Genomic DNA, 24,265 nt, shown 5'->3' on the forward strand with positions numbered 1-24,265 from the left:
CCCCCAGCCCGGAACAAACCCACCCACCACCCAACCGAACACACACCCCACAACCCCGCCCCGAACCCGGCCCCCCGCACACCGAACCGGACACACCGAGCAGCCCCACACCCGGATACGGGCCCCAACTGCCCACACCCCGACCGCGCGCAGGAAGTCGGCCGGGCCGACTTCCCACGCACCGGACCAGACGGCGGCCCACCCGAGCACCCGGTCGTCCGGGTCGAGGGTGACCAGCCGGGGTTCGGCCATGCCGGCGGTGTCGAACACCTCCCAGGTCGGGGCGGTGGTCTCGAATGTCGCGTCGCCGCCGTCGATGCCGAGCAGATAGACCGCCAGGACCTGCTCGGTGTGTTCGGGCCGCACCTCGGTGACCTTGGCAAAGCCCGAGATGTGGACCTTGGGAAAGCGTTCGCCCAACGGTCGCTGCGACTGTTGGGCGAACGGAATGACTGCGGCCGCTGGGGCCCGCGTGGCGGCGTTCTCCATGAACAACAGGTCCCGGCTGCCGGCGAGGTCGAGGGGGCTGAAAATCCTCGACCGTTCGCAAGTTCACCGGGGTGAACTTGGCCTCCTCCCTGTGTGCAGCCAGGCTGCCGAACACGCTGATCCGGTGGCCTGAAAGCAGGTTCCTGACGCTCAGGGAGTCCCGTGTGGCTTGCGACGGCGGTTGACCGCTCGGCTCACCGCCGCCGCGAGGGAAGCCACGATGACGGCGCCGAAGAACCCGGGGATGACGCCTGCTGGTTCACCGTCCATGATGGCCGCAACCGCGCACCAAGCCCACCAGGCGGCACCGGTTCCGAGAGCGAAGCGGTTCCCCACCAATGCCTGCGACCAGGAGTGACGGCGCTTGCCAGACCTGACGGCGTAGACCTCCACACCGATGACCACGGTCAGGAGGACCACCAGGGCGATGGTCATCGGCAGTATCCTCCCGTGTACCGGTTGGCCTTCAGGTGCGGAACCTTGATGTTGACGCACTGGCCGGCGCGGTCCGCGCCCTGAGCTTCCCAGGTCCAGTACGCGATGGTCGCCCCGGCCGGCTTGGTGATCCCCGCCGGAATCAGAGCGACGATCGTACCGACGATGCCGCCGTTCTGAGCCAGGCTGCGGGTCTCGCTGCGGTTGAGATAGATCGTGCCCGTGACGATGCCCCAGGTGTAGTGGGGGTCGGCGACGACGGGGAACACGGCGCCATCGGTGTCGACGCTCTGGGTGAGGGTGTCGTTGTCGAGGGTGTAGCGGGTGGGGAGGCTCTTGCCGGTGGCGTCCTTGGCCCAGGGGGCGTCGACCTGGCCCATGACGGTGGTGCCGCCGCCGGGCAACCGCTTGGCGATGTCGTAGCCGCCCTGGTCGTTGGGCACGAGTTCAGCGCCTTCGGGCAGGTCGAGGGTGAAACCGTGGGCGGTGGGGGCCTTGTCGCTCTTGAGGGTGACCATGGCCCGGGCACCACCGTCGGTGGTGGCCTGGACGGCTATGTCGGTGGCCGGGGCGGCGTCGGGGTAGACGACAGTGCCGGCGCCGGCCCGGATGCCGGTGACGTCCTTGGCTGCGGCAGGCCGAGCGCGACGGTGGTGCCGTCGGCGGCGGTCGCCTCGACCGTGCCGTCGGAGGTGCCGGGGACCGTGACGCTCACCCGGCCGGCCTGCCCCTCGGTGACGGCGGTGCCGTCGACGGTGGGGGCCAGCTCCCCGGTGCCGGTGGCGCGTTCGACGACGGCCGCCGCGCGCTCGGCGGCGGAGGCGGTGTCGGTGGCCGACGCGGCCGGGGCGATTCCCAGGACGAGCGCGCCCGTGATCGTGGCGGCGACGAGTCCGCTGGCGGTGCGCTGACGGTGGTTCATGGGTTTCCTTCGTGAAGGGAGTTGGGGTGTCCCCGGGCCGAGGCAGAGGGGTCCGGGCGACCGGGAGTGATCTTGGGGCTGGACTCTGCCACGAGGAATGCGCGGCCCGGAAGTGGCATTTTCGGCTCCGCCGGGAAAACGGGACCTAAGTCCCGAGGAACTAGCCAATCCCACCGCCGGACGAAGAGGTCGGAAGTCCTGAAAAGGGCAGGACTTTCGCCCTTATCCTTGTCCATCCGGAAGCGGCACAGCGGCGGCACACCACAACGGAGGATCTCTCGGACGACACTCAAAGCACTCCTGGCCTGCGCATATGTCAGTCCCCGCTCGAGCCGGAGGGCTACTGTCAGCGCGCCACCCATAGATCTTCCCTATGGATCCATCGGCGGGTGCGACGTATTAGTCGGAGGAAAAAGATGCCTATTATTCCCCCGCCCTGAATACTCGCGAGGAACGGAATCGCATGCGCCTGAAAAGAACAGCTTTCGCTTTGGCCGTCACGGCAGCGATGGCTTCGGCTGCCCTGCCCGCAGCGGCGGCGGAGCGGCCGAACCGTGCTGCGGCCACCAGCCCAGGACAGCCCGCTGGAGCCCCCGGCGCAACGCCTGGCCCTGGAGCGCGGACGGCGGCCGAGGCGGACCTGGACTTCACCGGCCTGCCCACCGACTTCGTCGCCGGCGGCAGCTGGCAGCAGTTCACCCTCAACCTGCACCACCCTCGCTCCACCGACGAGTTCAACAGGATGTTCGTCAACGTCAAGGACCTGAAGCGCGTCGGAGTCTTCCCGCGCATGATCGAGCTGGAGGTCCTCGAAGACGGCCACTGGAAGCCTTCGAAGACCTGGAACGACGACGGGGACAACTGGACGAGCTTGCCCATCCACGACGAGGACCCGGTCGCCCCGGGTACCACAGAGATCCAGATCCGCCTCCGCTTCACCGCCGAGACCCCGCTCACCGACACGCTCTACATCGACGCGACCGCGTACTACGGCCCCACGGACGTCGTCCAGATGGCCCCGCCGAAGCTCATCCGGATCATCGGCGAGACGCCCACCGACCCGGGTCCCGAGCCGAGCCCCGACCCCGGCGGCGGCACCGAACCCACCGACCCGGACCCCGGACCGAGCCCCGACCCCGGCGGCGGCACCGAACCCACCGACCCGGCCGGCGAAACCACCCAGCCCGGCAGCCCCGGTACGGCGGAGCCCACTCCCGTCTCCTCGGACGAGCCCAATCGTGAGGAAGCGGTACCCGCCGCGCAGGAAGAGAGCGGAACCCGCCAGGCCGCGCCCGTCCCGGGTGGACAGCTCGCCCGCACCGGTGCCGCCACCCTGGGCATCGGCGCGGCAGCCGTCGCCACCGTTGGCGCAGGAGCCGTGCTGGCGCTCGCCGCCCGCCGTCGACGCCGGCACTGACCCACGCCCTCAGTCAGGTACTGAACACAATGACTTGACAGGGAATGTCCGGGTGCGGCGATGACCGCAGAGTAGGACGGACCGGTGGCGTCTCCCGGCTCGCTGAAGTAGTCGCGGCGCCGGTGGCCGAAGGGAAGCAGCGTTCCCTGATGATCGAGCGTGTTCTAGATCGATCAGAGGTGTGTGTTGAGCGTGTGGCATGTGGTGCGGGTACCAGATCCTGGGCAGTGGGGATCGCTGCCTCCTGATGGTGTCTTGGGTGTGCAAGACCTTCCTGCGGAGGTAGCTCGGATCGGGTTGCGCCCAGGTGATCGGGTGTTCGTACGGCCCGACGGGACCGTCGATGCGGACCTGCTGGACTTTGTCCGGTCCAGGGAATTTCGGAATCTGGAGCGGGAGACCAAGCGGAATTACGCGACAGATATTCGAATACTCCTGGACTTCTTGTCGGCTCGCGGTGTGACGTGGCGAGAAGCCTCCGAGCAGGACCTCGCGGACTTCCGTGACTGGCGCTGCAGGGCCGCGGAGAACCCGCAGCGGATCGGTGGAACGAAGTGGGACCGCGAGGCCGCCGCGTTCACCAAGTTGTTCAAGTGGGGGAAGGTCTACCCGCTGCCGGTTGACGTGGCACGGCGGGAGGACCGGGCTGCGGACTCGGTCAGCTCGCGGGTGTCGTGGCTGACGCCGCGTACCTGGGGGTTGTGGTCGGACGTGGGTCTGCGCGGCCACACCCGAGCGGGAGTGGCGGCTCCGGGGTGGGAGTCGCGGACGGAGATCCGCAACACGGGGTTCGTGCAACTGCTGCTGAGCTCGGGGCTGCGGCGGCAGGAGGCCGGTTCGCTGCTGACGTTCGAGCTGCCGACGCAGCATCTGCGGCACGGCCGCTACCTGCACGGTCGCGTTGCCGGCGCGGTGACGAGGTCGAAGACCACCCGGACGTTCTACGCATCGGTGGATGCCGTCGGCCAGGCCGAGGCATACGTCCGGTCGGAGCGGGCCGGGGCGATCGAGCGCGCCCAGGCGACCGGCACTTACGACCGCTTGCCGGTGATGCGACTGGTGACGAGGGTGACGCGCGGGCTGAACCCCAAGGTCGAGTGGGTGGACTCGGCAGGCGTCGTCGGCGGGCGCGAGCTGCACCGGCTGGGCTGGCGGGAGCGGCAGTGGCTGTTCCTGGAGGGGCCGGAAGGGCCCGAGCCTGCGTGGTTGTGGTTGACCGAGCAGGGGCTGCCGATGGCACCGGACCGCTGGAACGGCGTCTTCAGGGCCGCGAACCTTCGGTGCGAGGAGGTCCTGCTCAGCGAGAAGGAGCGCAGGATCGAGCGGAAGTTCCGGCTGGCGGAGGTCCAGGGGCGGACCCCTTACGCGACCCCGCACGCCGCCCGGCATTCGATGGCCCTGATCATGCTGATCCTGTTGAACGCGCTGTTCGAGTCCCGGTTCGGGCTCACGAAGGAGGACCGGCGGGAGTTCGCCCAGTTGTTCGGCGATCCGTGGTGGCTGGTGAAGACGCTCCTCGGGCATTCGGACAGTTCCAATACCCGACGTCACCATTAGTGAAGGAAGTACGCCTGCGGGAGGCGGTCGAGCGCGTCACCCAGTTGCAGTTCGACCGCCACGGCGCCCGCATCTGGGGCGCGGTCACCAGCGTGCTCGACGCCGAACGCGCCCGCCGGGCCATCGGCGCGGTCGTCGTCCCCTTCGGCACCTGCTCCGAACCCACCAACGTGGCCGCCGGCGGCGGAGCCTGCCCGCTCCGCTTCCGCTGCGTGGGCTGCGACCACTTCTCCACCGACATCTCCTACCTTCCGGACCTCCGCACCTACCTCGACGACCTGCTCCGGCAACGGAAGAAGCTGAGATCGATGTCCGAGGCCGACGACTGGGCCCGCGCCGAGGCCACCCCGTCGGATGCGGAGATCACCCGCATCCGACGTCTTATCCAGCGCGTCACCGAAGACGTCGACACGCTCACCGAGGCCGAACGCGCCGAGATCCAGAAGGCCGCCAAGACCGTCCGACAGATGCGTCAGAACTTCCTCGGCATGCCCCGCATCCGTCAGCCCCTGCCCGACCTCCGAGTGGAGCGACCCGCATGACCGCCCCCCAACCCGCAGTCCAGGCCATGGTCGAGGGCCGCCGCGCCGACACCGGGCGGCGCCGCCAACGCGTCCTGGCCGCCCTCGCCGACGCCGCGAAGAACGGCACGGACGTCAGCGTCACCGCGATCGCCCGCCACGCGGGTGTCGACCGCACGTTCCTCTACCGCCACCGCGACCTCCTCACTCAGATACACGCCCAGGCCGCCGAACCTGTCACCGCCCCTGGTGGTCACGGCCCGGCCGTCAGCCGGGCCTCGCTCAAGGCCGACCTCGCGGCCGCCGCCGCCCGCACCGCCAACCGCGAGCTCATGGCTCAGCTCAACCGCCAGGCCGACCGCTCACCCAACCCGCCCGGGTAAGCACTCGCGCCCCGCGACAACCCGGTTCCCGGTCTCTCAGCGGCCGGGAACCGGGTTGTCGGGAACGGGTTCTGTGAGGATCTTGTGAGCCATCGCCGCATTTCAGAGGCATCCCCGCGCTGTTCTGCCAGCAGTGAACACTGGTTCGGCCGAGCTCGACAATCACTACGGTCCAGTCCCATGACGATTACGACGCGCACGGTCGAGTACCAGGCCGACGGTCTGACGATGATCGGGCACCTCGCCGTGCCGGCCGGTGTCGATCGTCGGCCCGCGGTGCTGCTCGGGCCAGAGGGCATGGGGCTCAGCGATGTCGAGCGCCACCGGGCCGATGCCCTCGCCGAGCTGGGATACGTAGTGCTGGCCTTCGACCTTCACGGCGGGCGCTATTTGGGTCACCCTGAGGAGATGCTGGCCCGTTGCCTGCCGCTGCTCGCCAACCCTGACCGGATGCGGGGCATCGGCCACGCGGCGCTCGACGTATTGCGCGCCGAGCCGCGGACCGACCCCGACCGGATCGCCGCCGTCGGCTACGGCACCGGGGGCGCCATCGCGCTGGAACTCGGGCGCGACGGCGTCAACCTGCGCGCGATCGGGACAGTCAACGCAACTACCACGGGCCGACCGGGCGAGGCGGCGCGCATTCGCTGCCCGGTGTGGGCCGGCGTGGGGTCGGAAGACCCGATCATGCCGCCCGCACAACGGGACGCGTTCACCGCCGAGATGCAGGCCGCAGGCGTCGACTGGCGCCTCGTGGTCTACGGCGGCGCCTTGCACGCCTTCCACCACCCGCCGGTCGACCACCCCACGGTCCCCTGCGTCGGCTACCACCCACGGCACGCGCAGCGCGCCTGGCGCGACGTCGTCGACCTGCTCTCCGAGTGCCTTCCTCTCAAGATCGCCCGATCCACCGCGGACGGCGAGGGCGAGTAGCCCCCGCACCACACCTGTTGCATCCACTACAGTGCTCGTGACCGCTCCTGAGCTGCGAAAACTCCAATCGCACACCCACAAAACCCGTCGGCCCGCACCATCCGTCTCGGGCAGCGGCCGCACCCCGTTCCACTGGACCCGGCCAGCTGGGCCGATCTCAGCCACGCCCTGGACCTGTGCGGCGTCCCACCCCGGATGCTTCGGTGCACCCGACTCGCCGACCTGGTGAACACCCTGGACCCCAAGCTCGTCGCCGCCGCCTTCGGCATGGATCCCGAAGGCGTCGTGATCTACCTCGCCGACCACGTCGAACCGGGCCGCCTGCCTGAGCCATGACCACAAGTCAGCCGGTCATCATCGGCTGCGGCCGCTCGGGATGCCTTCGGTCCGCTCCCGGACGGTTCTCGCCGAGTCCAGCAGCTCTCGAACTGCCGTCCCTTCACTACGGGAACGCACTGCCGGAAGCGGCTCGAAGTCGTCCGGCATGACATCCAACGCCAGGGCCAGGTCTCCAGGAACTGGTTGTTCCGCTCGACCATGCCCTTGTATTCGGGGTCGCGGGGCGGCGCGAGCTTGGTCTTCGTGGCCAGCGTCCCGGCGAACGCGGCGGCCGGTGCGGTCACCATCGAGTCGGCCACGGCTTCAGGATCGAACTGCCGCAGTCAGCTCCGGGAAGGTGACGCCGGTCAACTCTTCGGAGACGCTCCACAGGCGGCGGGCGCCGGCCGGGTCGCCGGCCGTTGCCGAACGGCCGACCAGGCAGGGGGCGCCGCGCATCTCGAACATGCCGTCGGGGCCGACGTAGCTCGCGCTGGGAAGGTCCTGGACGGCGGCGTAGAGGGTGGGGAGTGCGCCGGCCTCGCCGTCCTGGGCGATCAGCATGTTGACGAGACGGTAGAAGAGGGTTCGCAGGAGGCTGGCGTCGTGGCTCTGGAGGTTGGTGGCGGCCAGGCCGGGGTGCGCGGCGAGGGCGCGGACGGGCGAGCCGGCGGCGCTGAGTCGTCGCTGGAGTTCCAGGGTGAAGAGCAGGTTGGCGAGCTTGGACTGGCTGTAGGCGGTCAGCGGGTTGTACTCGCCGGTCAGGTCGAGGTTGTCGAAGTGGATGCGGGGGCTGCCCGGGGCCTTGTGCGCCCCCGACGACAAGGTCACCACGCGGTCGGTGATGTGCGGCAGCAACAGGTTGGTCAGGGCGAAGTGGCCCAGGTGGTTGGTGCCGAACTGGGTCTCGAAGCCGTCCTTGGTGCGGCCCTCGGGGACGTTCATGACGCCGGCGTTGTTGATGAGCAGGTCCAGGTCACCGTGCCAGTCGGCGGCGAACTGGCGCACGGAGGCGAGTTCGGCGAGGTCGAGCCGACGGACCTCCACGCTGCCGTTCACCGTCGCTGCTGCGGCTTCACCGCGCTCGGTGTCCCGTACGGCGAGGACGACGTGGGCGCCTGCGGCGGCCAGAGCCGTGGCGGTGGCGAGTCCGAGGCCGCTGTTGGCGCCGGTCACGACGGCGGTGCGGCCATTCTGGTCGGGGATGTCGGTGGTGTTCCAGGGCTGGGTCTGCGTGTTCTTGGCCATGACCCCAATGTATGCACTGATCACAATGTAGGCAACGTTAACAATGTATTCATCGCATACACCCGGCTAGGCTGAGGGCATGACGAACCGCCCCTACCACCACGGAGACCTCCGCGTCGCTCTGCTCGCGCGAGCCGAGGAGACACTGCGCGAGCGGGGAGCGTCCGCGCTGTCCCTGCGCGAACTGGCCCGCGAGGTCGGGGTGAGCCCCGCCGCGCCGAGTCGCCACTTCAAGTCCAAGCAGGCGCTGCTGGACGCCCTGGCGCTGACCGGGTTCGAGCGGCTCGCCGAGGCCATCGCAGCCTCACAGGACGGCGCTGGTGAGGCGTTCGCCGACCGGTTGGACACTGCGGCCCGCGCCTACGTGGGCTTCGCCGTGGCCAACGCCGCACTGCTCGATCTGATGTTCTCGGTCAAGCACAGTCCGCAGGCGTCGGAAGCACTCGGGGCGACCGCCCACCGATGGTCCGATCAACTCCTGGAGCTGATCGGCGACGGACAGCGCCGGGGCGAAGTACGCGAGGGACCACTCGAACGGATCGCCCTGCCAGTCGTCGCGGCACTGCACGGCTACGCCGGCCTGACGGTGAGCGGCGTCCTGCCGCCGGAGGTGGCCGAGTACGGCCTGGACGACCTGATCGCGTCCGTCCTGCGCGGCTGCGCGCCACAGTAAGAAGCCGCGCAGACAGGCGTCGATGGCCTGGTGAACAGGTGGGCGAAGGAGCAGGTTCCGGGATCTTCGAGGTCGTGGTCCTGGTCACCGTGTGCTTCGGCGACCGTGAGTCCGCCACCGGGGCGTCGATGAGGTCCGTGACCCAACGTCCTTCAGCGCCTGCCCGTTTGCTCAGGTGGGCAGTCCCGCGTCGCGGGCCAGGAGGGCGGCCTGGACGCGGTTGGTGACGCCCAGGGCCGTGAGGATGCGGCTGACATGGGCTTTGACGGTGCTTTCCCGCATCGCGAGGCGGGTGGCGATGTCAGCGTTGGTCTCGCCCTGGGCGAGCAGGGCCAGCACGTCCAGCTCCCTGGGGGTGAGCCGCTCCAGCAGGGCCCGCGCGGCGGTGGCCTTCGGCTGGTTGCCGGCGTGGTAGCGGTCGATGAGTCGGCGGGCCGCGGCGGGGTGGAGCATGGCGGAGCCGGCTGCCACCAGGTGGACGGCGCGCAGGATCTCGGTGGGATCGGTGTCCTTGAGCAGGAACCCGTCGGCTCCAGCGGCGAGCGCGTTGTAGACGTACTCGTCGAGGTCGAAGGTGGTCAGGGTGATCACCTTCGGCGGGTGAGGGAGGGCCCGCAGCCGGGCGGTCGCGGTGATGCCGTCCATGCGCGGCATGCGCACGTCGACCAGGGCCACGTCGACACGATGGGCGCCGGCCTGCTCGACGGCGTCCAGGCCGTCCACGGCCTGGGCGACGACCTGGATGCCCGGGTCGCCGTCGAGGAGGTCGGTCAGGCCGAGGCGGACCAGGGCGTCATCGTCGACGATCATGGCGCGGATCATGTGCGGGTGCCGTTCTGTCCGATGCCGACGGGGTGGGGGATGCGTGCGGCCAGCCGCCAGGCGCCGGCGCCGGCGGGCCCTGCGTCCAGGGTGCCGCCCAGCGCGGTGACGCGCTCGCGCAGACCGACGAGCCCGTATCCGGACTCGACGGCACCTGTGCCGGAAGTGCCGGGGACGCCGGGGGTGTTGGTGACGTCGATCAGGGTGGCCGGCGGCCGGTAGTCGACCCGTACGGTCACCGCGGCGCCGCCCGCGTGCTTGCGGACGTTGGTCAGCGCCTCCTGGACGATGCGGTACGCGGCCAGCCGGTGGGTCGTGGGAGCCTGCTCGGGAACTCCGTCGACGGTCAGCTCGACGTGCTGCCCGGCGGCGCGTGCCTCCTCGGCCAGCTCCCGTACGTCTCGTATCGCGGGTGCGAGCGCCGCGCCCTGCGCCGCGTCCGGGTCGCGCAGGGCGCCGAGAACGTCGCGCAGGTCGGCCAGGGCCTCGGCGGACGTGACACGCAGCAGCGCCAGGCGTTCGACGACCGGCGCGGGCAGGCCCTCGGCCCTGGTGGCCAGGACTCCGGTGTGCAAGGCGATCAGGCTCAGCCGGTGGGCCAGCACGTCGTGCATCTCCGCGGCAATGCGGGAGCGTTCGGCGGCCCGGGCCGTTTCCTCCCGCAGTCGCGACTCCGTCCGAAGGTGGTCGACCTCGGAGGCCAGCGCCTTCACCAGCCGCCGCCGGTTGCCCTGCCACAGGCCGACCACGAACCCGAACAGCAGGACGAACAGGGCCGACACCCATCGCCGGTCGGCCCACAGCGACGTGGCCTGGGCGCCGAGCAGGTTGGCGCCCAACGCCACGACGGCGACACCGAGGGCGACCCGCATCCGACGGGCCACGGCCAGGTCGAACAGGGAAACGGCCAGCAGCGGAGCCAGCAGCCACCCCCACCACGCCGTCCCCGCCGCCACCATCCACGGCGCGACGGACCACCGCAGCCGGGGCACCACCAGCGCCACCGCGCACACCAGGGCGGCAGCGCTCACCGGCACCACGTACCGGCCGCCGGACACCAGCGCAGCATTCACCGCGGCGCCAGCCGCCAGGAAGGCGACGAACCCCGTACGCCCGACCGCCGCCCACACCGGGCCCTTCCACCACATCACCCCGCCATGCTAGGCATTCCACGGCGGCTTTCGGCCAGACGAAAGACCATGGCGGCCCCCTACTTTCGTCGGCCAAGCCCGTCGCAGAACGGAGGATCTGAAGGACAGCGCCGCTCCGTAGCGTCGAAACCATGAACGACTGGACGACCTCGCACCAGCGCGTCACCGCGCAGCGCCATGCCGAAGGCTGGATGTTCCTCATCGAAGCCGCCCGCGACCTGCGCACCACCGGCGCCATCGCCCCCAGCGGCAAGGCCCTCGCCCACGCCCTGACCGAGCCCGTCCGCAGCCGCTTCCCCCGCCCGCTGGCCGTCCTGGAAGCAGGCGCCGGCACCGGCGCCGTCACCCGCCACCTGATCCCCCGCCTTCCCCGCGGCAGCCGCCTCGACATCGTCGAGGCCAATCCCCGCTTCGCCGACCGGCTGCGCACCCTCGCCGCCACCCACCCCCGCACGACGTCCCGGTCCGCGGACATCACCGTCCACCAGAGCCTCGTCGAGGACCTCGACACCGACCGCCGCTACGACGTCATCGTCTCCGGCCTGCCGCTGACCAACTTCACCCCCGGCACCGTGGAACGGGTCATGGGCCGCTACATGGAGCTGCTCCACCCCGGCGGAACCCTCACCTACTTCGCCTACCTCGGCACCCGACGCGCCCGCACCCTGCTCGCCTCACCGTCCGAAGTACGCCGGCACGCCGCCGTGGACCACATCATGACCGCCTACCAGCGCCGCTACGCCACCGCCCGCTGGAGCGTGTGGGCCAACCTGCCACCCGCCCACGTCTGGCACCTGCAACACCCCCCGCTGCCCTCCCAGCCCTGCGCCGACGGTCAGCAGCACCATGCGGACCAGGTGAGTCAGTAGATGCACGTCCTGACCGACCTCCTCGCCCACCTCCCGGCGCCGGCCGCCTACGCAGTGCTGGCCCTGGCCGTGCTGACCGAGTCGATCCTCCTGATCGGCGCCTTCGTCCCGACCCTCACCCTGCTGCTGACCACCGGCGCGCTGGCCCGCACCGGCCACATCAGCCTCCCCCTCGTCATCGCCACCGCAGCCGGCGCCGTGATCGCCGGTGACCTCCTCGCCCACCGCACCGGCCGCCTCCTCGGTCAGCGGCTGCGCACCGGCCGCGCGGCCCGCCGCATCCCCGCCCCCCTCTGGCAACGCGCCGAGGCCCTCACCGCCCGCCACGGCGGCCGAGCCATCCTGCTGGCCCGCTTCATCCCCGTCGTACGCACCCTCGCCCCCCACTTCGCAGGCGCCACCAGCCTGCCCTACCGCCGCATCGCCCCCTACAGCGCCACCGCCGCCTGCCTGTGGGCCACCGCCGAAGCCGGCGTCGGCTACGGCGCCGCCGCCTCCCTGCGGCTAATCATCACCCTGGGTGGGCCCGCCCTTGCCGTCGCCGGCCTGGTCGCGGCCGGGAGCGCGGCCTTGTGGATGAGGAAGCGCCACCGCCTCCCGCACCCGCACCCGCACCCGCACGACGCCAGCCCCACCCGGTGAGCGTCCGGCCGCTCCCGTACGCAGCCTGCTCCGCCGAGCTCGGACCACCCACCGCTGGAACGTCCCCGACAACGCCCATGACTGGCCACCTATCTGCGCGGCCTCCATGCCGCACAGGATGTCCCGTCACGTGGACGGCCGTCGCCGGGGTGGTCGGGACGGTGCCCTACGTGGCGATGAAGGTGTACTGGTCCTGGGGCGGCACCGTCGGCAAGCCGGAGGGGATGGACATCGCGGACGAGTTCGTGAAGAACGGCGCCCCGGCGGTGCTCGTGTGGATGGAGCGGCACGGGATCGACTTCACGGTGCTCCTCGTCGCGCTCGGCCTCACCCTGCTCGCCGCCCTGAACCGGCCGTGAGGCACCTGGCGGGGCCGGCGCCCGGGGTGTTCGTGATCGGGTTCGTCGCCTTCTTCTCGCTCGGGGTCTTCCTCGGCGTCTGTTCGTTCTCCTACCAGCGGCGGACGGGGCGGCGCCGCTTGTGAGGCTTCGGGGGGCGCCCGGTCCCGGGGTTCGGCCGGATGACGGACGGCGTGTCGGGTGTGGCAAGCTCGGGGTCGTGATGATCACCGACGACGGGCTCCCCGAGCGTGAGCTGGTCCTCCAGGACGGACTCGACCTCGCCAACGTCTCGCGCGCCCACCGCGCCGCCCTCGAGGTTCTGCGGTACAACCTCGACACCGTCCGCCTCGACGCCCTCAGCGACAGGCCCTGGCCCGACACCGTCGTCCCCGCCCATCGGCGGGCCCTCGCCCTGGGTCGCGCCCAGGCCAGGGAGGCCGGGCGCCACCGCAGCGACCCGGCGACGGGGATCACCATCGACACCGGCGACGACAGCCAGTTCGCCCTGCTGCTGGCCCTCGCGCCGCACACGACCGGCGCCGAGGGCTGGCGCGCGGAGCGGCTGATATTCAGCGCCTGCGACTCGGGCACCTCGCTCTGGCTGGCCGTCACCGCGCACCAACACGAGCGTCTGCAGGGCCGGTTGCGCGCCTACTGCCTGCCGGAGACGGCCTTCTCCGTCCTCTCCTGAACCGTGGATCCTCAGCTGTCGGGCCACGGCTCGGGCGCTGCCGACGCACCACTCCTCGTCGTAGGAATCCTCGTCCGGGCGGTCCCGTGCCTCGGGGGGCGCGTTGGAGGAGGTGTCGTCGTGGTGGCGGTGGCCGGAGGCTCGGGCAGCTGGGTGGGTGAGGCCGAGGGTGGGCAACTCGGCGACGGCGCCGCAGCGGGAGGGGAGACGTCAGGGGGCGGCTGTACCGGCGTCGCCGGGTGCGAGCCGCCTCCGCCTCCGCTGGTCGAGGGACCGAGGAGGTTGCCTGTCGCCTCGACCGCGCCGCCGCAGGCGAGCAGCACCGCGGCCAGCACGGACAGCCCGGTGGAGGCGCGCAGCGCCCGGGGAGCTGTGGAACGCGGGTCGGCGTCCATGCTCAGTCCACGTATTCCTGGGCGACCTGGACGTACTCGAAGCCCTTGACGTCGGTGGCGATGTTCATCTGGCCGGTCTGCGAGGAGGCGATCAGGCTGTTGAGCAGGCCGGAGATCGCCCCGCTCAGCGCTGACTCGGTGTCCGAGCCGTCGGCGATGAACAGTGCCTTGGTCGCCACCACCTTCAGCACGTCGCGCTGGGCACCACCGAAGCCGTAGGCGATCACGTGCGGGTGGCGCGGCCGGCTCCGGTCCGTCAGCTTGCGGAAGGACTCCCGCCACAGGGCGTCGGTCGGACCGCCGTCGGTCAGGAAGAAGACGGCCGGTCGCAGCACCTTGTAGTGCTGCGCCCTCAGGGTGCTGACATCCTGTTCGATGCACTCCCGCAGCCGGTCGAAGGTCTTGCCGTACTCCGTGCGCCCGCCGCAGATCACCTCGGGCATGGTCGGCACCTGTTCCATGTCCGACATCGGGATCACCACGTGCACGTCGGTGGAGAAGGCGATCACGCTGACCCGGGCGAACTCCGAGACTCGCGGATTCGTCGCCAGGTTGTAGTGCAGACGCGAGAGGGTCGCGTTGAGCACTGCCTCGTGCGGCTTCATCGACGAGGACGCGTCGATCACCACATAGGTGGGCAGGCAGAGTGACATGGGTGTACCCCTGAGCTAGTGGTGGGAGGCGATGATGATGAGCAGGATCACGGCGAAGGCGAGCACCCAGATCCACCCGGTGCTCGAGGTCTTCGGGGTCTTCGGGGTCTTCGAGGTGATCGAGGAGTCCGGGCCGGTCGAGGCGTCCGGGCCGGTCGAGGTGGTCGCAGGCTCCTGCGCCCTCCCGGCCGTGGCGGTGCTGACAGGGGGCTGCGGGACCGTACGCGGCCCTGTCGACGCGGCCTGCACCGGAGGCAGTTGGGGCAGCGAGCTGCGGGTCGGACGCGGCACGGCCCTGAGGTAGGGCCCGTTGTTCAGCGCCTGGTTCAACTGGGCTGCCGCAGGCCGTCGTTCGCGGTCGGTCGCGAGCAGCATGTCCAGGAGGACCTCGGAGGCGGCGCGCTGCTCCGGCCAGGGGGACTCGGCGACACCGTGGAGGGCGCGCGCGTCGCGCTGGCCGGTCAGGCACTTGGCGACGAGCAGGCCGAGCCGGTAACGGTCGGTGTACCGGTCCGCGTCGGTGCCCGGCGGCGTGAGCGGGTCGGCCCAGTTCGGCTGGTGGATGTCGGGCATCTTCCTCGGCTGGCAGCCGTCGACGTCGATCAGGTAGACGGAACGCCGGTCCGGACTCCAGAAGGCGTTGGAGAACGACCAGTCCGAATAGACCAGGCCAAGGCCCTCCAGGATCGCGGCGAGCTCCGTCAGTTGACGACAGGCCACCAGCCGGCCCTCGTAGCCGGGGCTCGGCAGACCGACTCCCTCGATCGACTCGTCGGACTTCGCCAGCCAGTCGATCTCGACGAACCGGCGCTCGCTGAACCGGCCGCGCCGCAGCTCGGAACGGTACTGCTCGGGCGCCATCGGGATCACGCACCCGACGGCCGGGTTGCCGGGCGCGTGAATCCTGGCCGCGGGCCAGCACGTCCGGGCGTACAGGGCTGCCCGCTCCGCCTCCGGCAGCGTGTCCGGAGCCGAGATCAGCAGGTCGATCCGCTGGGCGTCCTCCTGCTGCAGGCCCGGCCGGTAGAGCTTGGCAAGCCAGCCCGGATGCGCCGTCAACGGCCGTACGGCGATGGCCTGGCCGTTGTGTTCGGAGATCGGATCGGCGAGCGGTCCGAGATCGCCGAGGCTCACGGTCCTCGGCAGCGTCCAGCCCCGCGGGTCCGCCGCCGGGGCGCCGTCGCCGACGCCGACGCGGACGCCGTCGCGGAGATCGGATTCGGTCATGGCCCGCTGCCGTTCCACACCACGACGGCGGTCCGGTCGTCGAGGCACTGCGGTGCGTCGAAGCCGACATCGGCGGTGAACCGGGTGGCCGGGACCGGTGAGCGCCAGGCGTTCGCGAAGTACTCGTTGACGTTGCCCGCCGGGTCCGCCCACGCGTCGCCGACCCCGTCCGTGACCAGGGCGAGGGCGGCACCGGGCGACAGGGCGACGTGACGGTCCACGGCCAGGTGCGGCATGTCCGGCAACCGGCCGGTGACCTCGTTCGAGACCACCGCGGCCGCTCGGTCCTTGGCCTCCCCGGCAGCGAACCGCCACAGCGCAACGCGCGGGTCGAGCGTCCAGGCCGAACTGTCGCCGAGCCACCCGACCCACGCCTGCGCCACGCCGTTCGCGTCCGGCTCGGCGATCACCGCCGTGATCAGCACGGTGGCCATCTGCGAGGTGCCGACGCCACGCCCGGCCGCGTGCGCGGTGACCGATTCCGCGATCCGCCCGTACAGCTCCTTGACGTCGAGCCGGTCGAAGCCCACGGTCTCGATCTGCTCGCGCAGCAGGGTGACGGCCTGGCTGGAGGCCGTGGTGGCCCCGGCGTCGGACAGGGCCGCGCTGGACAGGCCGTCGGCCACGGCCACGATCGCGTACCGGCTGTCCCGGCTCCGCCCGATCCGGTAGGAGTCCTGCCGCGGCTCGGCGGGCAGGCCGCAGCGATGGCCGGGCCCGACGACCGAGGCCGCGCGGATGGTGAGGGCGCCGACCACGGCCTCGTCGGCCGCGATCCCGTTCTGCACCGTGCGCTCCGGCAGCTGCCAGGGGTAGCCCTGGGCCCGCGCGCCTTCGCCGAAGCGGGGAACGCTCAGGTCGGTCGGCCTCTCCCGCAGGTACGGCCGGGGCCTGGCGGGCTGGGCCGCCGGTACGGCCGGTACGGCCGGTACGGCCGGTGCCGCGACGAAGCGGCAGAGCGGCGCGGTCGCGTCGGGCCGGGGCGTCCGTTCGTTCCGGTCCCGCTGCTGCCGGGCGGGCGCCGCGGCGGCCTCGGACCGCAGCGCCGCCGCCGCGCCGGCGACACCGACCGCCGCGAGGGCGAACGCGTCCACCAGCCACTCGTAGTGCCGGTGCGGCGTACCGACACGGACCTCGACGAAGGCTCCGATGACGACGGCCGCGAGCAGCGCCGCCCGCACCCGGCCGTCCGTCGGGCTGTCCCTCCGGTTGTCGCTCCGGTCGTCGCCCCCGCTCACGGCCGTTCCTCGGAACCGCGGGACCTCGGCCCGGAGGCGAAGTGCTGGTTGCCGTACTGCACCGCGAACACCTCGCCCGAGTCGGTGGCGGAGTTGACCTGGACCGCGACGCCCTGCCGTTCCGGGGCCCGCAGCGATGCCAGGGCAACGACGTCCTGGGCGAGGGCCGGGTTGTGGTCGAGCAACTGGAACAGGGCCTCGGTCCAGTACTCCACGACCACGCCGTCGACCGCTCCCCTCGCGGCGGTCGACGGCCGCTCCAACATGGCGGACAGTTCCCTGCGGCGGCTGCTGTGGGCCCGGGCGATGACGCCGCTCATCAGTTGCTTCGCCTCGTTCCACAGGTCGGTGCCCATCGCGGCGACCAGAGCGGTGGCTCCGCTCGCGGCCAGCTCGGCGAGTTCCTGGTTCATCGGCGCTTCAGCCCCGTTCGTTGTAGCGGATGTGCTGGTCACCACGGCCGACGGCGAAGACCGTGCCGTTCCCCGTGGCCTTGACGAGTTGCTCCACGGCCCGCGGCCCGGCTTCCACGGGGCGTTCACCGGAGCCGGACTCCCGGCCCGGCTCCCGGTCTGGCTCCCGGCCTGATTCACGGCCGAACTCCCGGTCCGGCTCCCGGCCGGAACCGCTCTGCGGCCCGACCGGACTGCCCGGGTACCAGAGCCAGGCCCGTGCGGCGTACTCCTTGACCCGGACCTCGGCCGCGGTGAAGGCGTCCGTCTCGAGCCCCTCGTAGCCGTGCCCGACCGTCTCCTCGTAGTAGTGCTGCGAGAGGATCGCGGTCACCGGGGCCCTGTCCGGACCGGCCAGGGCCGCCTGCCGCAGCGGGGCCGAGTCGAGCAGCCGGGCGAGCGCCTCGAACGGGCTGCCGGAGACGGTGCCGTCCGGATCGATCCGGACCTCCCCCGCATGCACGGCGGCCCGCACCCGCAGCCGGGTGTCCTGCCCGGCCTGCCGGTTGTGCTCGCGGATCCGCGAACCCAGCTCCGGCAGGAGCGGGACCAGCAGCCCGGCCTTGGGCAGCCCGGCCGGGGCGACGAGCCGGCAACCGTCGCCGGTGTCCACGTACGCCAGGTCCCGCAGATCCAGGTCCGCGACCTCGAGGGCTCCGGACAGTGCGGATCGCAGCGCGCCGCGGATCTCCTGCAGCCGCTGCTGACCACGGCCCGCGGAAGCCGCGATGTCGCAGGCCAGCAGGGCTCGGTACTCGTACCTCGGATTCACAATCCCTCCGCGATCACGACGGGGCCGGCAGATCGACGATCGATTGCCGTCGGCCCCGAACTACCGGTGCCGACCAGATGATTGACGAGATCGTAGAGGAGGGGTCCTCGGGTAGAACCGCTACTAATACGGCTTGTCCGGCTTCGGCCCGACCAGGAAGAGGAGTGACCGATGAGCAACACGAGGGTGCGCGGGACGGAGGCGTACTGGCCCCCGGCCGGGCTGCTCGGCCGGGTCGGCGAGGCCGACCGCCGGGTCCTGCTGGGGCTCGGCCACAGCGTGGCCTACCCGGCCGGCCAGATCACCATCCGCGAGGCCGACACCTCGACCTTCGCGCTGCTCCTGATCGCCGGCACGGTGAAGGTCACCGCACACGCGCAGGACGGCCGGGAGGCGCTGCTCGCCGTACGGATGGCCGGGGACCTGGTCGGCGAACTCGCCGGGATCGACGGTCAGCCGCGCATCGGCACCGTGACCGCCTGCGGCCGGGTACTGGCCCGCTACATCCTGCCCTCCGAACTGCTGGACTGCACGAAACAGCACCCGGCTGTCGGACTCGCACTCAGCGCGAGCGTGGTGGCCAAGCTGCGCACCGCGACCGGCCGGATCGTCGACTTCACCGGCTGCGACGTGCTCGGACGGCTCGCCAGAATCCTGCACCACCTGGCCGTCACCTACGGGCACCCCGGCCGGAATGAGGCCCAACTCCCGCTGTCACAGCCGGAGATGGCCACGCTGGTCGGCGCGGCGGAATCGTCGATCCACAAGGCCCTGCGGGCTCTGCGGGAGTCGGGCGCGGTCGTCACGGGCTACCGCACGATCACGATCCGCGACCTGGACCACCTCGCCCGGATCGCCGCCGCGGCCGAACCGGTCGGTCCGCCGCCGATCTCACCAATCAGGTAAAAGCGCCGGGTTCCGACGACGGTCCGTCGCCACCATGACCGGGAGCCGGGACCCGAGCGCAAGAGAAGACCGGGGAAGAGCAGATGCCAGAGAACAACGGTGCTCAGGACGACTCCGGGCGGATCCGGACGGGCGACGTGTCCGGAACGATGATCGTCGGCAGCGGGAACACCGTCACCACCCTGAACATCACCGCCCAGTACGGAGCGGCCGTCACCCTGAACGCCGGGCCGCCTCCGAAGCCGGTCAAGCGCCGGCTGATCTCCCACCTGCCGCGCTACGGCGCCGAACCGCTGATCGGCCGGCACCGGGACCTCGATGTGCTGCAACAGGCCATCGAGAAGCGTCAGTTGGTTCATATCTGGGGCGCCCCCGGGATCGGCAAGAGTGCGCTGCTGCGCCACCTCGCCCGTACCCTGCCGCGCGGGCCCGAGGGCGCGGCCTACATCGAAGCCGGCGGACGGACCGCCGACGACCTCGCGCAGGCGATCTTCGACATCAGCTTCGACGCGCCGAACTACAAACCCTCGCTGGAGGTGCTGAAGGAGCACCTGAAGACGCTGCGGCTGCGGATCTACCTGGACGACGCGGGGCTCGACGAGAAGGACCTGAGCAGGCTCTTCGACATGGCCGAGCGGTCCACGTTCGTCTTCACCTCGCACCAGCGGTCCGCGGCCGTCGGCGTGCACGCGATCCGGATCGACGGACTGACGGCCGCGGCAGGGGTGGACCTGGTGCAGACCGTACTGGCCCGTGGGCTGCTGCCCGACGAGGCGCGGACCGTGGAGGCGCTGTGCGACGCCCTGCACGGCAATCCGCTCCAGCTGCGGCGCATCGCCCTGGCGGCCGCGACCGGCAAGGGCCTGCCCGGCATCGCCGATCTCCCCGCCCTGCTTCCCGCGCTGCTCAACAGGCTCAGCCCGGCGGAGCGCGACCTGCTGTACCTGCTCGGGTCGATCTCCGGAGCCGAACTGGCCGCCCGGCAGCTCGACGCCCTGCTCGGCCGGTCGGACAGCGGGGTGCTCGCCGAGGGCCTGGTGCGGCACGGTCTGCTCGTCGCCTCGGAAACCGGCTACGGGTGTCCGCCGGACGTCGCCGAGTGCGTGCTGAAGAGCCGGATGACGCAGTACCCCGCCGGGCCGCTCTGCCAGGCACTCACCGCCTGGGTCGAGTCGCGGGACACCACCCCGGACGAGGTCGCGGCCCTGTTCCAGGCCCTGGACGTCGCGGTGCTGCGAGCGGAGAGGAGCGGGCAGGCGCAGCTCGGCACGGCACTGGCCCGCGCCGCCTCACCGAAGCTGGCGCTGTCCCGGCAGTTCGACGCGTGGGGCAGCCTGCTCGCGGCCGGCTGGTCCGCGGCGAGGAGCGCGGGGGACAGCGCGGGCGAGGAGTTCTTCCTGCGCGAGGCGCGCACGCGCCGCAAGGCCATCGGCCGGGCGGCGCTGACGACGACCCTGGTGCTCGAAGCGGGGGTGCTGTGGAAGGAACTCGCCGCTCTGCAGGCGCAGTCGGTGGTCCACCAGGTCGCCGCCACGGCGGCGACGGGCGCCGCAGCGCCGATCGCTCCGATCGCGCCGATCGCCCCGGTTGTTCCGGTCGCTCCGGTTGTTCCGGTCGCTCCGGTTGTTCCGGTCACTCCGGTCACCCCGATCGCGCCGACACCCACGGTGGTCAGCCCGCCGGTGGTGACTCACCCGGTGGTCAGCCCGCCGGTGGTGACTCACCCGGTGGTCAGCCCGGTGGTCAGCCCACCGACCGCCGCCCAACCGGTGGTCACCCCGCCCACGGTCACACACCCGGCGGTCACCCCGGCGCCCGTGCACGCGCCGAGTCCACCGCAGGTGATCGACCTGTCCCAGTCCGCCCAACAGCCCCTGCCCGCCGGCCACATGAGCGGCGCCCACTCCGCCTCGCACACGACGCCGCCGAAGATCGACCTCTCGGGTGCGCACGGCTCCGCCGCCCACTCGACGCACGCCGCGGGCACCGCCACGACCGGCACGGGCCACACGGCGCTCGCCACCGCGGGAACGGCGGCCGCCAAGGGCGGAACAGCCCTCGTCGTCGCGTGCGTGGTCGGCTTGGGGGGTGTGCTCGGCGTGGGTGCCATGGTCTACGCCAACAAACAGCAGGACACATCTGCGGCCGTTCCGGTGAGACCGGTCGAGCCCACCTACCCGAGGTACACCCCTCCGGCCGTTCCGGTGAGGCCCGTCGTTCCCACCCACCCCATATACCCCACGTACCCGTCTCCGGTCGTCACGTCGAAATCCGTCGATCCCGTGTGCGCAACGGTGGTACCGAAATTGGGGCAGGAGACCAAGCAGTACAACGCCGACCTGGCCACCGTGCACAGCGCGGTCGACTCGTACAACAGCGCCGTGGACGCGCACAACTCAGGACGGACCTCCGCCGTTCCCGACGACAGCACGATGAATTCCCGCATCGACGCCATCCTCAAAGACCTGCGCACCAGCGAATCCACGGTGCGGGGAGCCATATCGCAAGCGCGGGACAGATCCGTGGTGTCCGACCTCAAGGGCATTCAGACCGCTCGCCAGCAGGAGGAGAGCCAGTTCAGATCGTTTCGGAACAAGACCAGCAGCAGCTACGACACGGCCGGCCCGGCTTCGGCGTACAACTCGGCCTGGCAGAGCCTGGTGCTCCACTGCACAGCCTTCTAGCCAGCCACTCAACCGACCACGAAAGGCCGACCATGCCTTCGGAACCCACCCCCGACCGCATCCACACCGGAGACGTCTCCGGCACCTTCATCGTGGGCGACAACAACCACGTGACGAACACGAAGACGGAGAGCCCAGAGCAGCCGCAACCCCACCAGCGGAACTCGGCCGAGGACCACGCCGCCGTCTTCGCCGTGGAGCACGGCACCATGCGCGTCACCTACAACGCCGCGCCCGCGCCCGCCCCCGACCCGGACGGCGAGGACCGCACTCAGCCCTGACCGGCCAGCAGCTCCAGGTCCTGGGCGTTCAGTGTCGCCGTCCTCAACAGTTCCCTGATCAAGTTGACGCTCAGCATCGAGCCGACCGGCTCGCCGACCTCGTCGCGCGTCAGTCCGCGCACGCCCCGTCGGCGCAGCCGCTCGCGCACGTCCTCGACCGTGTTGGCGACCGACCTGAAGGTCCAGGACTTGGTCGCGTAGGGCGAGGCGTTGACCAGCCTGGCGGTGTCCTCCCAGGCCAACGGGAGCGGGAAGGCGTCCTGGCCCTCCAGGTAGCGCCGGGCGAGCGCGGTGAGCACCAGCCGCTCCTGCGGGGAGAGCGCGTAGACCGTCTCGGGGGCCGTGGTCTCCGCGCTGCTCGTGGAGCGGGGGTGCCGGTCGTCACCGTCGACGACGCGGACCTCCACCAGGTGGGAACGCTGCTTGGACGAGTTGATCACCAGCGGGGTGTACCCGGATTCGATGATCCGCTTGTGACCGGTGAGCATCAGCACGCCGTCGGGCAGTTCGATCGGCAGATTGCCGGTGTTGACCAGCCACCAGTCGCCCTCCGTGTCGGCGCGGGTGAACACACCGTGCCGACGGCTGACGGTCGGGTCGTCGACACCGACCGGCACGTGCACGTCCTCGCGGTCCCGCCCGAACAGCAGGGTGTAACGGCGCGGCGGCACGGCGTACCCGCCCTCCGGCCCGGTCACGAAGATCGTCCCGGGCGGCGCCGAGGGCACCCTGCCGGACGGGCTGCCCATCGGCAGGATCTGGGGTGGGAATCTCTCGTACGCCATCTCACATACCTCCGCCTCGGCTCGCGCCAGTGTATGAGCGCACCGAGAGGACCACTCCTCCCACCCGCATGCGATGTGCAGAGTTTGTGGCAGCAGCAACTGGGTTTGCTCGACGTGGACTTGCTCGATAGCCTGCCCGCCGTGAGCATGATCAGTCGGCCAACCACCGGGATCGACGGCACGGTCGCCGAACCACTCGGTCCGGGCGATCCGCAGGAGATCGGCAGCTTCAGCATCATCGGCCTGCTCGGCACCGGCGGCATGGGCGAGGTCTACCTCGGGGCCTCGGACAGGGGCTACGCCGCCGTCAAGCTCGTCCGGCCGCGGCTGGTCTCCAGCGAGCGCTTCGAACGGGAGGTCGGCATCCTCTACCGTGTGCCGTTCGGGGTCGGACCGCGGGTGCTCGCGAGCGACAGCACTGCGGAACGCCCCTGGTTCGCCACCGAGTACGTCCCCGGGCTCACGGTGGACGAGGCGGTCCGGCTGCGCGGCCCGCTCCCCGCCGAGGCGCTGTGGCTACTGCTCTCCGAGACAGCCGCTCAACTGCGGGCCGTGCACGCGCGCGAGATCGCGCACCGCGACATCAATCCCGCGAACGTCATGCTGGTGCGCGACGGCGTGAAGCTCATCGATTTCGGCATCGCGCGCGCCGCGGACCAGGCACGGCTCACCAGGAGCGGCGGCAGCTACGGAACGCAGGGCTTCTCGGCACCGGAACAGCAGGCCGGGGACGAGGACGTGGCCGCGCCCGCGGACGTCTACTCGCTCGCAGCGCTCCTGCTCTACGCCGCCTCGGGTCGCACGCCCAGCGCTGTCCCCGACGTGGAGCCACTGCGCGCCGTGGACGCCGACCTCGCCGCCGTCATCGAGCCCTGTCTCACCACCGATCCCGGAGCACGCCCCACCGCACACGAGATCGTCACGGCGGCCCACACGCACCTGCTCGCTCCTCCCCCGTCCTGGCCGCCCGAGGTCATGTCACGCATCGACTCGCGACGTGCCTTCGCCGAAACGCCGGTCGGCAAGCTGGAGACCGTCCCGCCACCGGACACGATCCCGGACCCGATCCCGGACCCGAAGCCCGACGCCGGGACCGTGCCCCTCCCACCATCGCGCCGCCCGCGCAGGCGCCTGCTCCTGCTACCCGTCGCCGCGGTGATCGCCCTCGGCGCGGGCGCGGCGTTCGTCCTCCTCCCGCCCACACCCCCGCAGAACCACACCTCGCAGGAGTCCGGCGGCACGTCGGTCGCCGCCGAGCCCTTGGCCGGGACGACGCACGGGCCCTCCGCGAGCCCGAGCACCCCGATCCCCACCACCGCCGCACCCTCTCCCCCGGCTTCCACCGCCCCGGCCGGCACTCCGCAGACGCCCTCTCCGAACCTGAGCCCCTCGGCCCTCCCCACCTCCGTCGGCAAACCCCCCCCCCCCCCCCCGAGTACGGCCCCCGCCACGCCCTCAGC

27 protein-coding genes and 1 pseudogene are annotated in these 24,265 nt (G+C 71.2%); 15 read left to right on the forward strand and 13 right to left on the reverse strand.

Annotated elements, in window-relative coordinates; translation table 11 throughout:
• From IH61_RS43610 to IH61_RS0136775, 4 genes and pseudogenes are all read right to left on the reverse strand, one after another.
• Positions 1 to 489, reverse strand: a pseudogene (locus IH61_RS43610) (hypothetical protein); the annotation flags it as partial.
• A 150-nt stretch (positions 490 to 639) separates the two neighbouring features.
• Positions 640 to 924 (reverse strand): hypothetical protein, encoded by a 285-nt coding sequence (locus tag IH61_RS0136765; RefSeq protein WP_031078127.1) that lies wholly within the window; start codon positions 922 to 924, stop codon positions 640 to 642.
• Positions 921 to 1,442, reverse strand: a complete 522-nt coding sequence (locus IH61_RS0136770) for a hypothetical protein (RefSeq protein WP_031078128.1) — start codon at positions 1,440 to 1,442, stop codon at positions 921 to 923. Before IH61_RS0136770 ends, IH61_RS0136765 begins: the two co-directional genes overlap by 4 nt.
• 35 nt (positions 1,443 to 1,477) lie before the next feature.
• Positions 1,478 to 1,846, reverse strand: coding sequence for a hypothetical protein (locus IH61_RS0136775; protein ID WP_031078131.1), 369 nt, complete (start codon positions 1,844 to 1,846; stop codon positions 1,478 to 1,480).
• Positions 1,847 to 2,354: 508 nt separating this feature from the next.
• Here IH61_RS0136775 and IH61_RS0136780 point away from each other — a divergent pair.
• From IH61_RS0136780 to IH61_RS49290, 6 genes are all read left to right on the forward strand, one after another.
• Positions 2,355 to 3,263 carry a hypothetical protein gene (locus IH61_RS0136780; RefSeq protein WP_158845745.1) on the forward strand — a complete coding sequence of 303 codons (909 nt, stop codon included), beginning with the start codon at positions 2,355 to 2,357 and terminating at the stop codon, positions 3,261 to 3,263.
• A 315-nt stretch (positions 3,264 to 3,578) separates the two neighbouring features.
• Complete coding sequence (locus IH61_RS0136785; protein ID WP_234327495.1) at positions 3,579 to 4,820, forward strand: integrase; 1,242 nt, start codon at positions 3,579 to 3,581, stop codon at positions 4,818 to 4,820.
• Positions 4,820 to 5,362 (forward strand): hypothetical protein, encoded by a 543-nt coding sequence (locus tag IH61_RS49285; RefSeq protein ID WP_234327496.1) that lies wholly within the window; start codon positions 4,820 to 4,822, stop codon positions 5,360 to 5,362. Before IH61_RS0136785 ends, IH61_RS49285 begins: the two co-directional genes overlap by 1 nt.
• Positions 5,359 to 5,724, forward strand: coding sequence for a hypothetical protein (locus IH61_RS0136795; RefSeq protein ID WP_051838656.1), 366 nt, complete (start codon positions 5,359 to 5,361; stop codon positions 5,722 to 5,724). The genes IH61_RS49285 and IH61_RS0136795 overlap by 4 nt, the downstream gene beginning before the upstream one ends.
• Before the next feature lie 180 nt (positions 5,725 to 5,904).
• Positions 5,905 to 6,657: a dienelactone hydrolase family protein gene (locus tag IH61_RS0136800; RefSeq protein WP_037973852.1), complete on the forward strand. Its 753-nt coding sequence runs from the start codon at positions 5,905 to 5,907 to the stop codon at positions 6,655 to 6,657.
• A gap of 195 nt (positions 6,658 to 6,852) precedes the next feature.
• Positions 6,853 to 6,993, forward strand: a complete 141-nt coding sequence (locus IH61_RS49290; RefSeq protein WP_234327497.1) for a hypothetical protein — start codon at positions 6,853 to 6,855, stop codon at positions 6,991 to 6,993.
• Between the two features lie 306 nt (positions 6,994 to 7,299).
• Here IH61_RS49290 and IH61_RS0136810 read toward each other — a convergent pair whose 3' ends face one another.
• Positions 7,300 to 8,223, reverse strand: a complete 924-nt coding sequence (locus tag IH61_RS0136810; RefSeq protein ID WP_031078145.1) for an oxidoreductase — start codon at positions 8,221 to 8,223, stop codon at positions 7,300 to 7,302.
• A 79-nt stretch (positions 8,224 to 8,302) separates the two neighbouring features.
• Here IH61_RS0136810 and IH61_RS0136815 point away from each other — a divergent pair, with 79 nt between their 5' ends.
• Positions 8,303 to 8,896, forward strand: coding sequence for a TetR/AcrR family transcriptional regulator (locus IH61_RS0136815; protein ID WP_031078146.1), 594 nt, complete (start codon positions 8,303 to 8,305; stop codon positions 8,894 to 8,896).
• Between the two features lie 171 nt (positions 8,897 to 9,067).
• Here the strand turns inward: IH61_RS0136815 and IH61_RS0136820 are convergent, their stop codons facing one another.
• The gene (locus tag IH61_RS0136820) at positions 9,068 to 9,718 is read right to left on the reverse strand and encodes a response regulator (protein ID WP_031078148.1); all 651 of its coding nucleotides are present in this window, start codon (positions 9,716 to 9,718) and stop codon (positions 9,068 to 9,070) included.
• Positions 9,715 to 10,866 carry a sensor histidine kinase gene (locus tag IH61_RS0136825; RefSeq protein ID WP_031078154.1) on the reverse strand — a complete coding sequence of 384 codons (1,152 nt, stop codon included), beginning with the start codon at positions 10,864 to 10,866 and terminating at the stop codon, positions 9,715 to 9,717. The genes IH61_RS0136820 and IH61_RS0136825 overlap by 4 nt, the downstream gene beginning before the upstream one ends.
• A 134-nt stretch (positions 10,867 to 11,000) precedes the next feature.
• On the opposite strand from IH61_RS0136825, the gene IH61_RS0136830 reads away from it, so the two are divergent.
• The 4 genes from IH61_RS0136830 to IH61_RS0136850 all read left to right on the forward strand — a co-directional run bounded on the left by IH61_RS0136830 (position 11,001) and on the right by IH61_RS0136850 (position 13,412).
• A complete protein-coding gene (locus IH61_RS0136830) occupies positions 11,001 to 11,738 on the forward strand; it encodes a class I SAM-dependent methyltransferase (protein WP_051838657.1) in 738 nt (245 codons plus the stop codon).
• Positions 11,739 to 12,380, forward strand: coding sequence for a DedA family protein (locus tag IH61_RS0136835; RefSeq protein WP_051838658.1), 642 nt, complete (start codon positions 11,739 to 11,741; stop codon positions 12,378 to 12,380).
• 170 nt (positions 12,381 to 12,550) lie between these two features.
• Positions 12,551 to 12,739 carry a hypothetical protein gene (locus IH61_RS0136840; RefSeq protein WP_158845748.1) on the forward strand — a complete coding sequence of 63 codons (189 nt, stop codon included), beginning with the start codon at positions 12,551 to 12,553 and terminating at the stop codon, positions 12,737 to 12,739.
• 199 nt (positions 12,740 to 12,938) lie between these two features.
• Entirely contained in the window at positions 12,939 to 13,412 is a 474-nt protein-coding gene (locus IH61_RS0136850) for a hypothetical protein (RefSeq protein ID WP_158845751.1), read from the forward strand.
• A gap of 397 nt (positions 13,413 to 13,809) precedes the next feature.
• Here IH61_RS0136850 and IH61_RS0136855 read toward each other — a convergent pair whose 3' ends face one another.
• Genes IH61_RS0136855 through IH61_RS0136875 form a run of 5 tightly spaced genes read right to left on the reverse strand, consistent with a single transcriptional unit; the run spans position 13,810 to position 18,149 of the window.
• The gene (locus tag IH61_RS0136855; RefSeq protein ID WP_031078163.1) at positions 13,810 to 14,460 is read right to left on the reverse strand and encodes a vWA domain-containing protein; all 651 of its coding nucleotides are present in this window, start codon (positions 14,458 to 14,460) and stop codon (positions 13,810 to 13,812) included.
• A 15-nt stretch (positions 14,461 to 14,475) separates the two neighbouring features.
• On the reverse strand, positions 14,476 to 15,687 hold the full coding sequence (locus IH61_RS0136860; protein WP_031078165.1) for a hypothetical protein: 1,212 nt from the start codon (positions 15,685 to 15,687) through the stop codon (positions 14,476 to 14,478).
• Positions 15,684 to 16,925 (reverse strand): protein phosphatase 2C domain-containing protein, encoded by a 1,242-nt coding sequence (locus IH61_RS42105; protein WP_037973853.1) that lies wholly within the window; start codon positions 16,923 to 16,925, stop codon positions 15,684 to 15,686. Before IH61_RS42105 ends, IH61_RS0136860 begins: the two co-directional genes overlap by 4 nt.
• Positions 16,922 to 17,338 carry a hypothetical protein gene (locus tag IH61_RS47505; protein ID WP_031078168.1) on the reverse strand — a complete coding sequence of 139 codons (417 nt, stop codon included), beginning with the start codon at positions 17,336 to 17,338 and terminating at the stop codon, positions 16,922 to 16,924. Before IH61_RS47505 ends, IH61_RS42105 begins: the two co-directional genes overlap by 4 nt.
• Before the next feature lie 7 nt (positions 17,339 to 17,345).
• A complete protein-coding gene (locus tag IH61_RS0136875) occupies positions 17,346 to 18,149 on the reverse strand; it encodes a hypothetical protein (RefSeq protein WP_031078170.1) in 804 nt (267 codons plus the stop codon).
• Positions 18,150 to 18,320: 171 nt separating this feature from the next.
• Here IH61_RS0136875 and IH61_RS0136880 point away from each other — a divergent pair, with 171 nt between their 5' ends.
• The 3 genes from IH61_RS0136880 (at position 18,321) to IH61_RS0136890 (ending at position 22,020) form a co-directional block, all read left to right on the forward strand.
• A complete protein-coding gene (locus IH61_RS0136880) occupies positions 18,321 to 19,055 on the forward strand; it encodes a Crp/Fnr family transcriptional regulator (protein WP_037973854.1) in 735 nt (244 codons plus the stop codon).
• Between the two features lie 83 nt (positions 19,056 to 19,138).
• Positions 19,139 to 21,739: a hypothetical protein gene (locus tag IH61_RS47510; RefSeq protein WP_031078176.1), complete on the forward strand. Its 2,601-nt coding sequence runs from the start codon at positions 19,139 to 19,141 to the stop codon at positions 21,737 to 21,739.
• Between the two features lie 32 nt (positions 21,740 to 21,771).
• Positions 21,772 to 22,020 (forward strand): hypothetical protein, encoded by a 249-nt coding sequence (locus IH61_RS0136890; protein WP_031078178.1) that lies wholly within the window; start codon positions 21,772 to 21,774, stop codon positions 22,018 to 22,020.
• Here the strand turns inward: IH61_RS0136890 and IH61_RS0136895 are convergent.
• Entirely contained in the window at positions 22,011 to 22,805 is a 795-nt protein-coding gene (locus tag IH61_RS0136895) for an FHA domain-containing protein (protein WP_051838659.1), read from the reverse strand. The two genes, IH61_RS0136890 and IH61_RS0136895, sit on opposite strands and share 10 nt — an antisense overlap.
• A gap of 147 nt (positions 22,806 to 22,952) precedes the next feature.
• Between IH61_RS0136895 and IH61_RS0136900 the strand changes: the two genes are divergently transcribed.
• Positions 22,953 to 24,265: serine/threonine-protein kinase (locus tag IH61_RS0136900; protein ID WP_051838660.1), on the forward strand; the 1,313-nt coding region annotated here is incomplete at its 3' end.

Origin of the sequence: Streptomyces sp. NRRL WC-3742, assembly GCF_000720635.1 — a bacterium.
In the GTDB taxonomy this organism is placed as follows: Bacteria; Actinomycetota; Actinomycetes; order Streptomycetales; family Streptomycetaceae; genus Kitasatospora.

Coding starts and splice junctions, on each gene's coding strand:
- IH61_RS0136795 (WP_051838656.1), top strand. CDS start 5,359: ATGACCGCCCCCCAACCCGCAGTCCAGGCCATGGTCGAGGGCCGCCGC.
- IH61_RS0136765 (WP_031078127.1), bottom strand. CDS start 924: ATGACCATCGCCCTGGTGGTCCTCCTGACCGTGGTCATCGGTGTGGAG.
- IH61_RS0136770 (WP_031078128.1), bottom strand. CDS start 1,442: ATGGTCACCCTCAAGAGCGACAAGGCCCCCACCGCCCACGGTTTCACC.
- IH61_RS49290 (WP_234327497.1), top strand. CDS start 6,853: ATGCTTCGGTGCACCCGACTCGCCGACCTGGTGAACACCCTGGACCCC.
- IH61_RS0136810 (WP_031078145.1), bottom strand. CDS start 8,223: ATGGCCAAGAACACGCAGACCCAGCCCTGGAACACCACCGACATCCCC.
- IH61_RS0136860 (WP_031078165.1), bottom strand. CDS start 15,687: ATGACCGAATCCGATCTCCGCGACGGCGTCCGCGTCGGCGTCGGCGAC.
- IH61_RS0136825 (WP_031078154.1), bottom strand. CDS start 10,866: ATGTGGTGGAAGGGCCCGGTGTGGGCGGCGGTCGGGCGTACGGGGTTC.
- IH61_RS0136800 (WP_037973852.1), top strand. CDS start 5,905: ATGACGATTACGACGCGCACGGTCGAGTACCAGGCCGACGGTCTGACG.
- IH61_RS0136835 (WP_051838658.1), top strand. CDS start 11,739: ATGCACGTCCTGACCGACCTCCTCGCCCACCTCCCGGCGCCGGCCGCC.
- IH61_RS0136855 (WP_031078163.1), bottom strand. CDS start 14,460: ATGTCACTCTGCCTGCCCACCTATGTGGTGATCGACGCGTCCTCGTCG.
- IH61_RS0136895 (WP_051838659.1), bottom strand. CDS start 22,805: ATGGCGTACGAGAGATTCCCACCCCAGATCCTGCCGATGGGCAGCCCG.
- IH61_RS0136830 (WP_051838657.1), top strand. CDS start 11,001: ATGAACGACTGGACGACCTCGCACCAGCGCGTCACCGCGCAGCGCCAT.
- IH61_RS0136815 (WP_031078146.1), top strand. CDS start 8,303: ATGACGAACCGCCCCTACCACCACGGAGACCTCCGCGTCGCTCTGCTC.
- IH61_RS0136780 (WP_158845745.1), top strand. CDS start 2,355: ATGGCTTCGGCTGCCCTGCCCGCAGCGGCGGCGGAGCGGCCGAACCGT.
- IH61_RS47510 (WP_031078176.1), top strand. CDS start 19,139: ATGCCAGAGAACAACGGTGCTCAGGACGACTCCGGGCGGATCCGGACG.
- IH61_RS0136820 (WP_031078148.1), bottom strand. CDS start 9,718: ATGATCCGCGCCATGATCGTCGACGATGACGCCCTGGTCCGCCTCGGC.
- IH61_RS47505 (WP_031078168.1), bottom strand. CDS start 17,338: ATGAACCAGGAACTCGCCGAGCTGGCCGCGAGCGGAGCCACCGCTCTG.
- IH61_RS0136880 (WP_037973854.1), top strand. CDS start 18,321: ATGAGCAACACGAGGGTGCGCGGGACGGAGGCGTACTGGCCCCCGGCC.
- IH61_RS0136890 (WP_031078178.1), top strand. CDS start 21,772: ATGCCTTCGGAACCCACCCCCGACCGCATCCACACCGGAGACGTCTCC.
- IH61_RS0136775 (WP_031078131.1), bottom strand. CDS start 1,846: ATGAACCACCGTCAGCGCACCGCCAGCGGACTCGTCGCCGCCACGATC.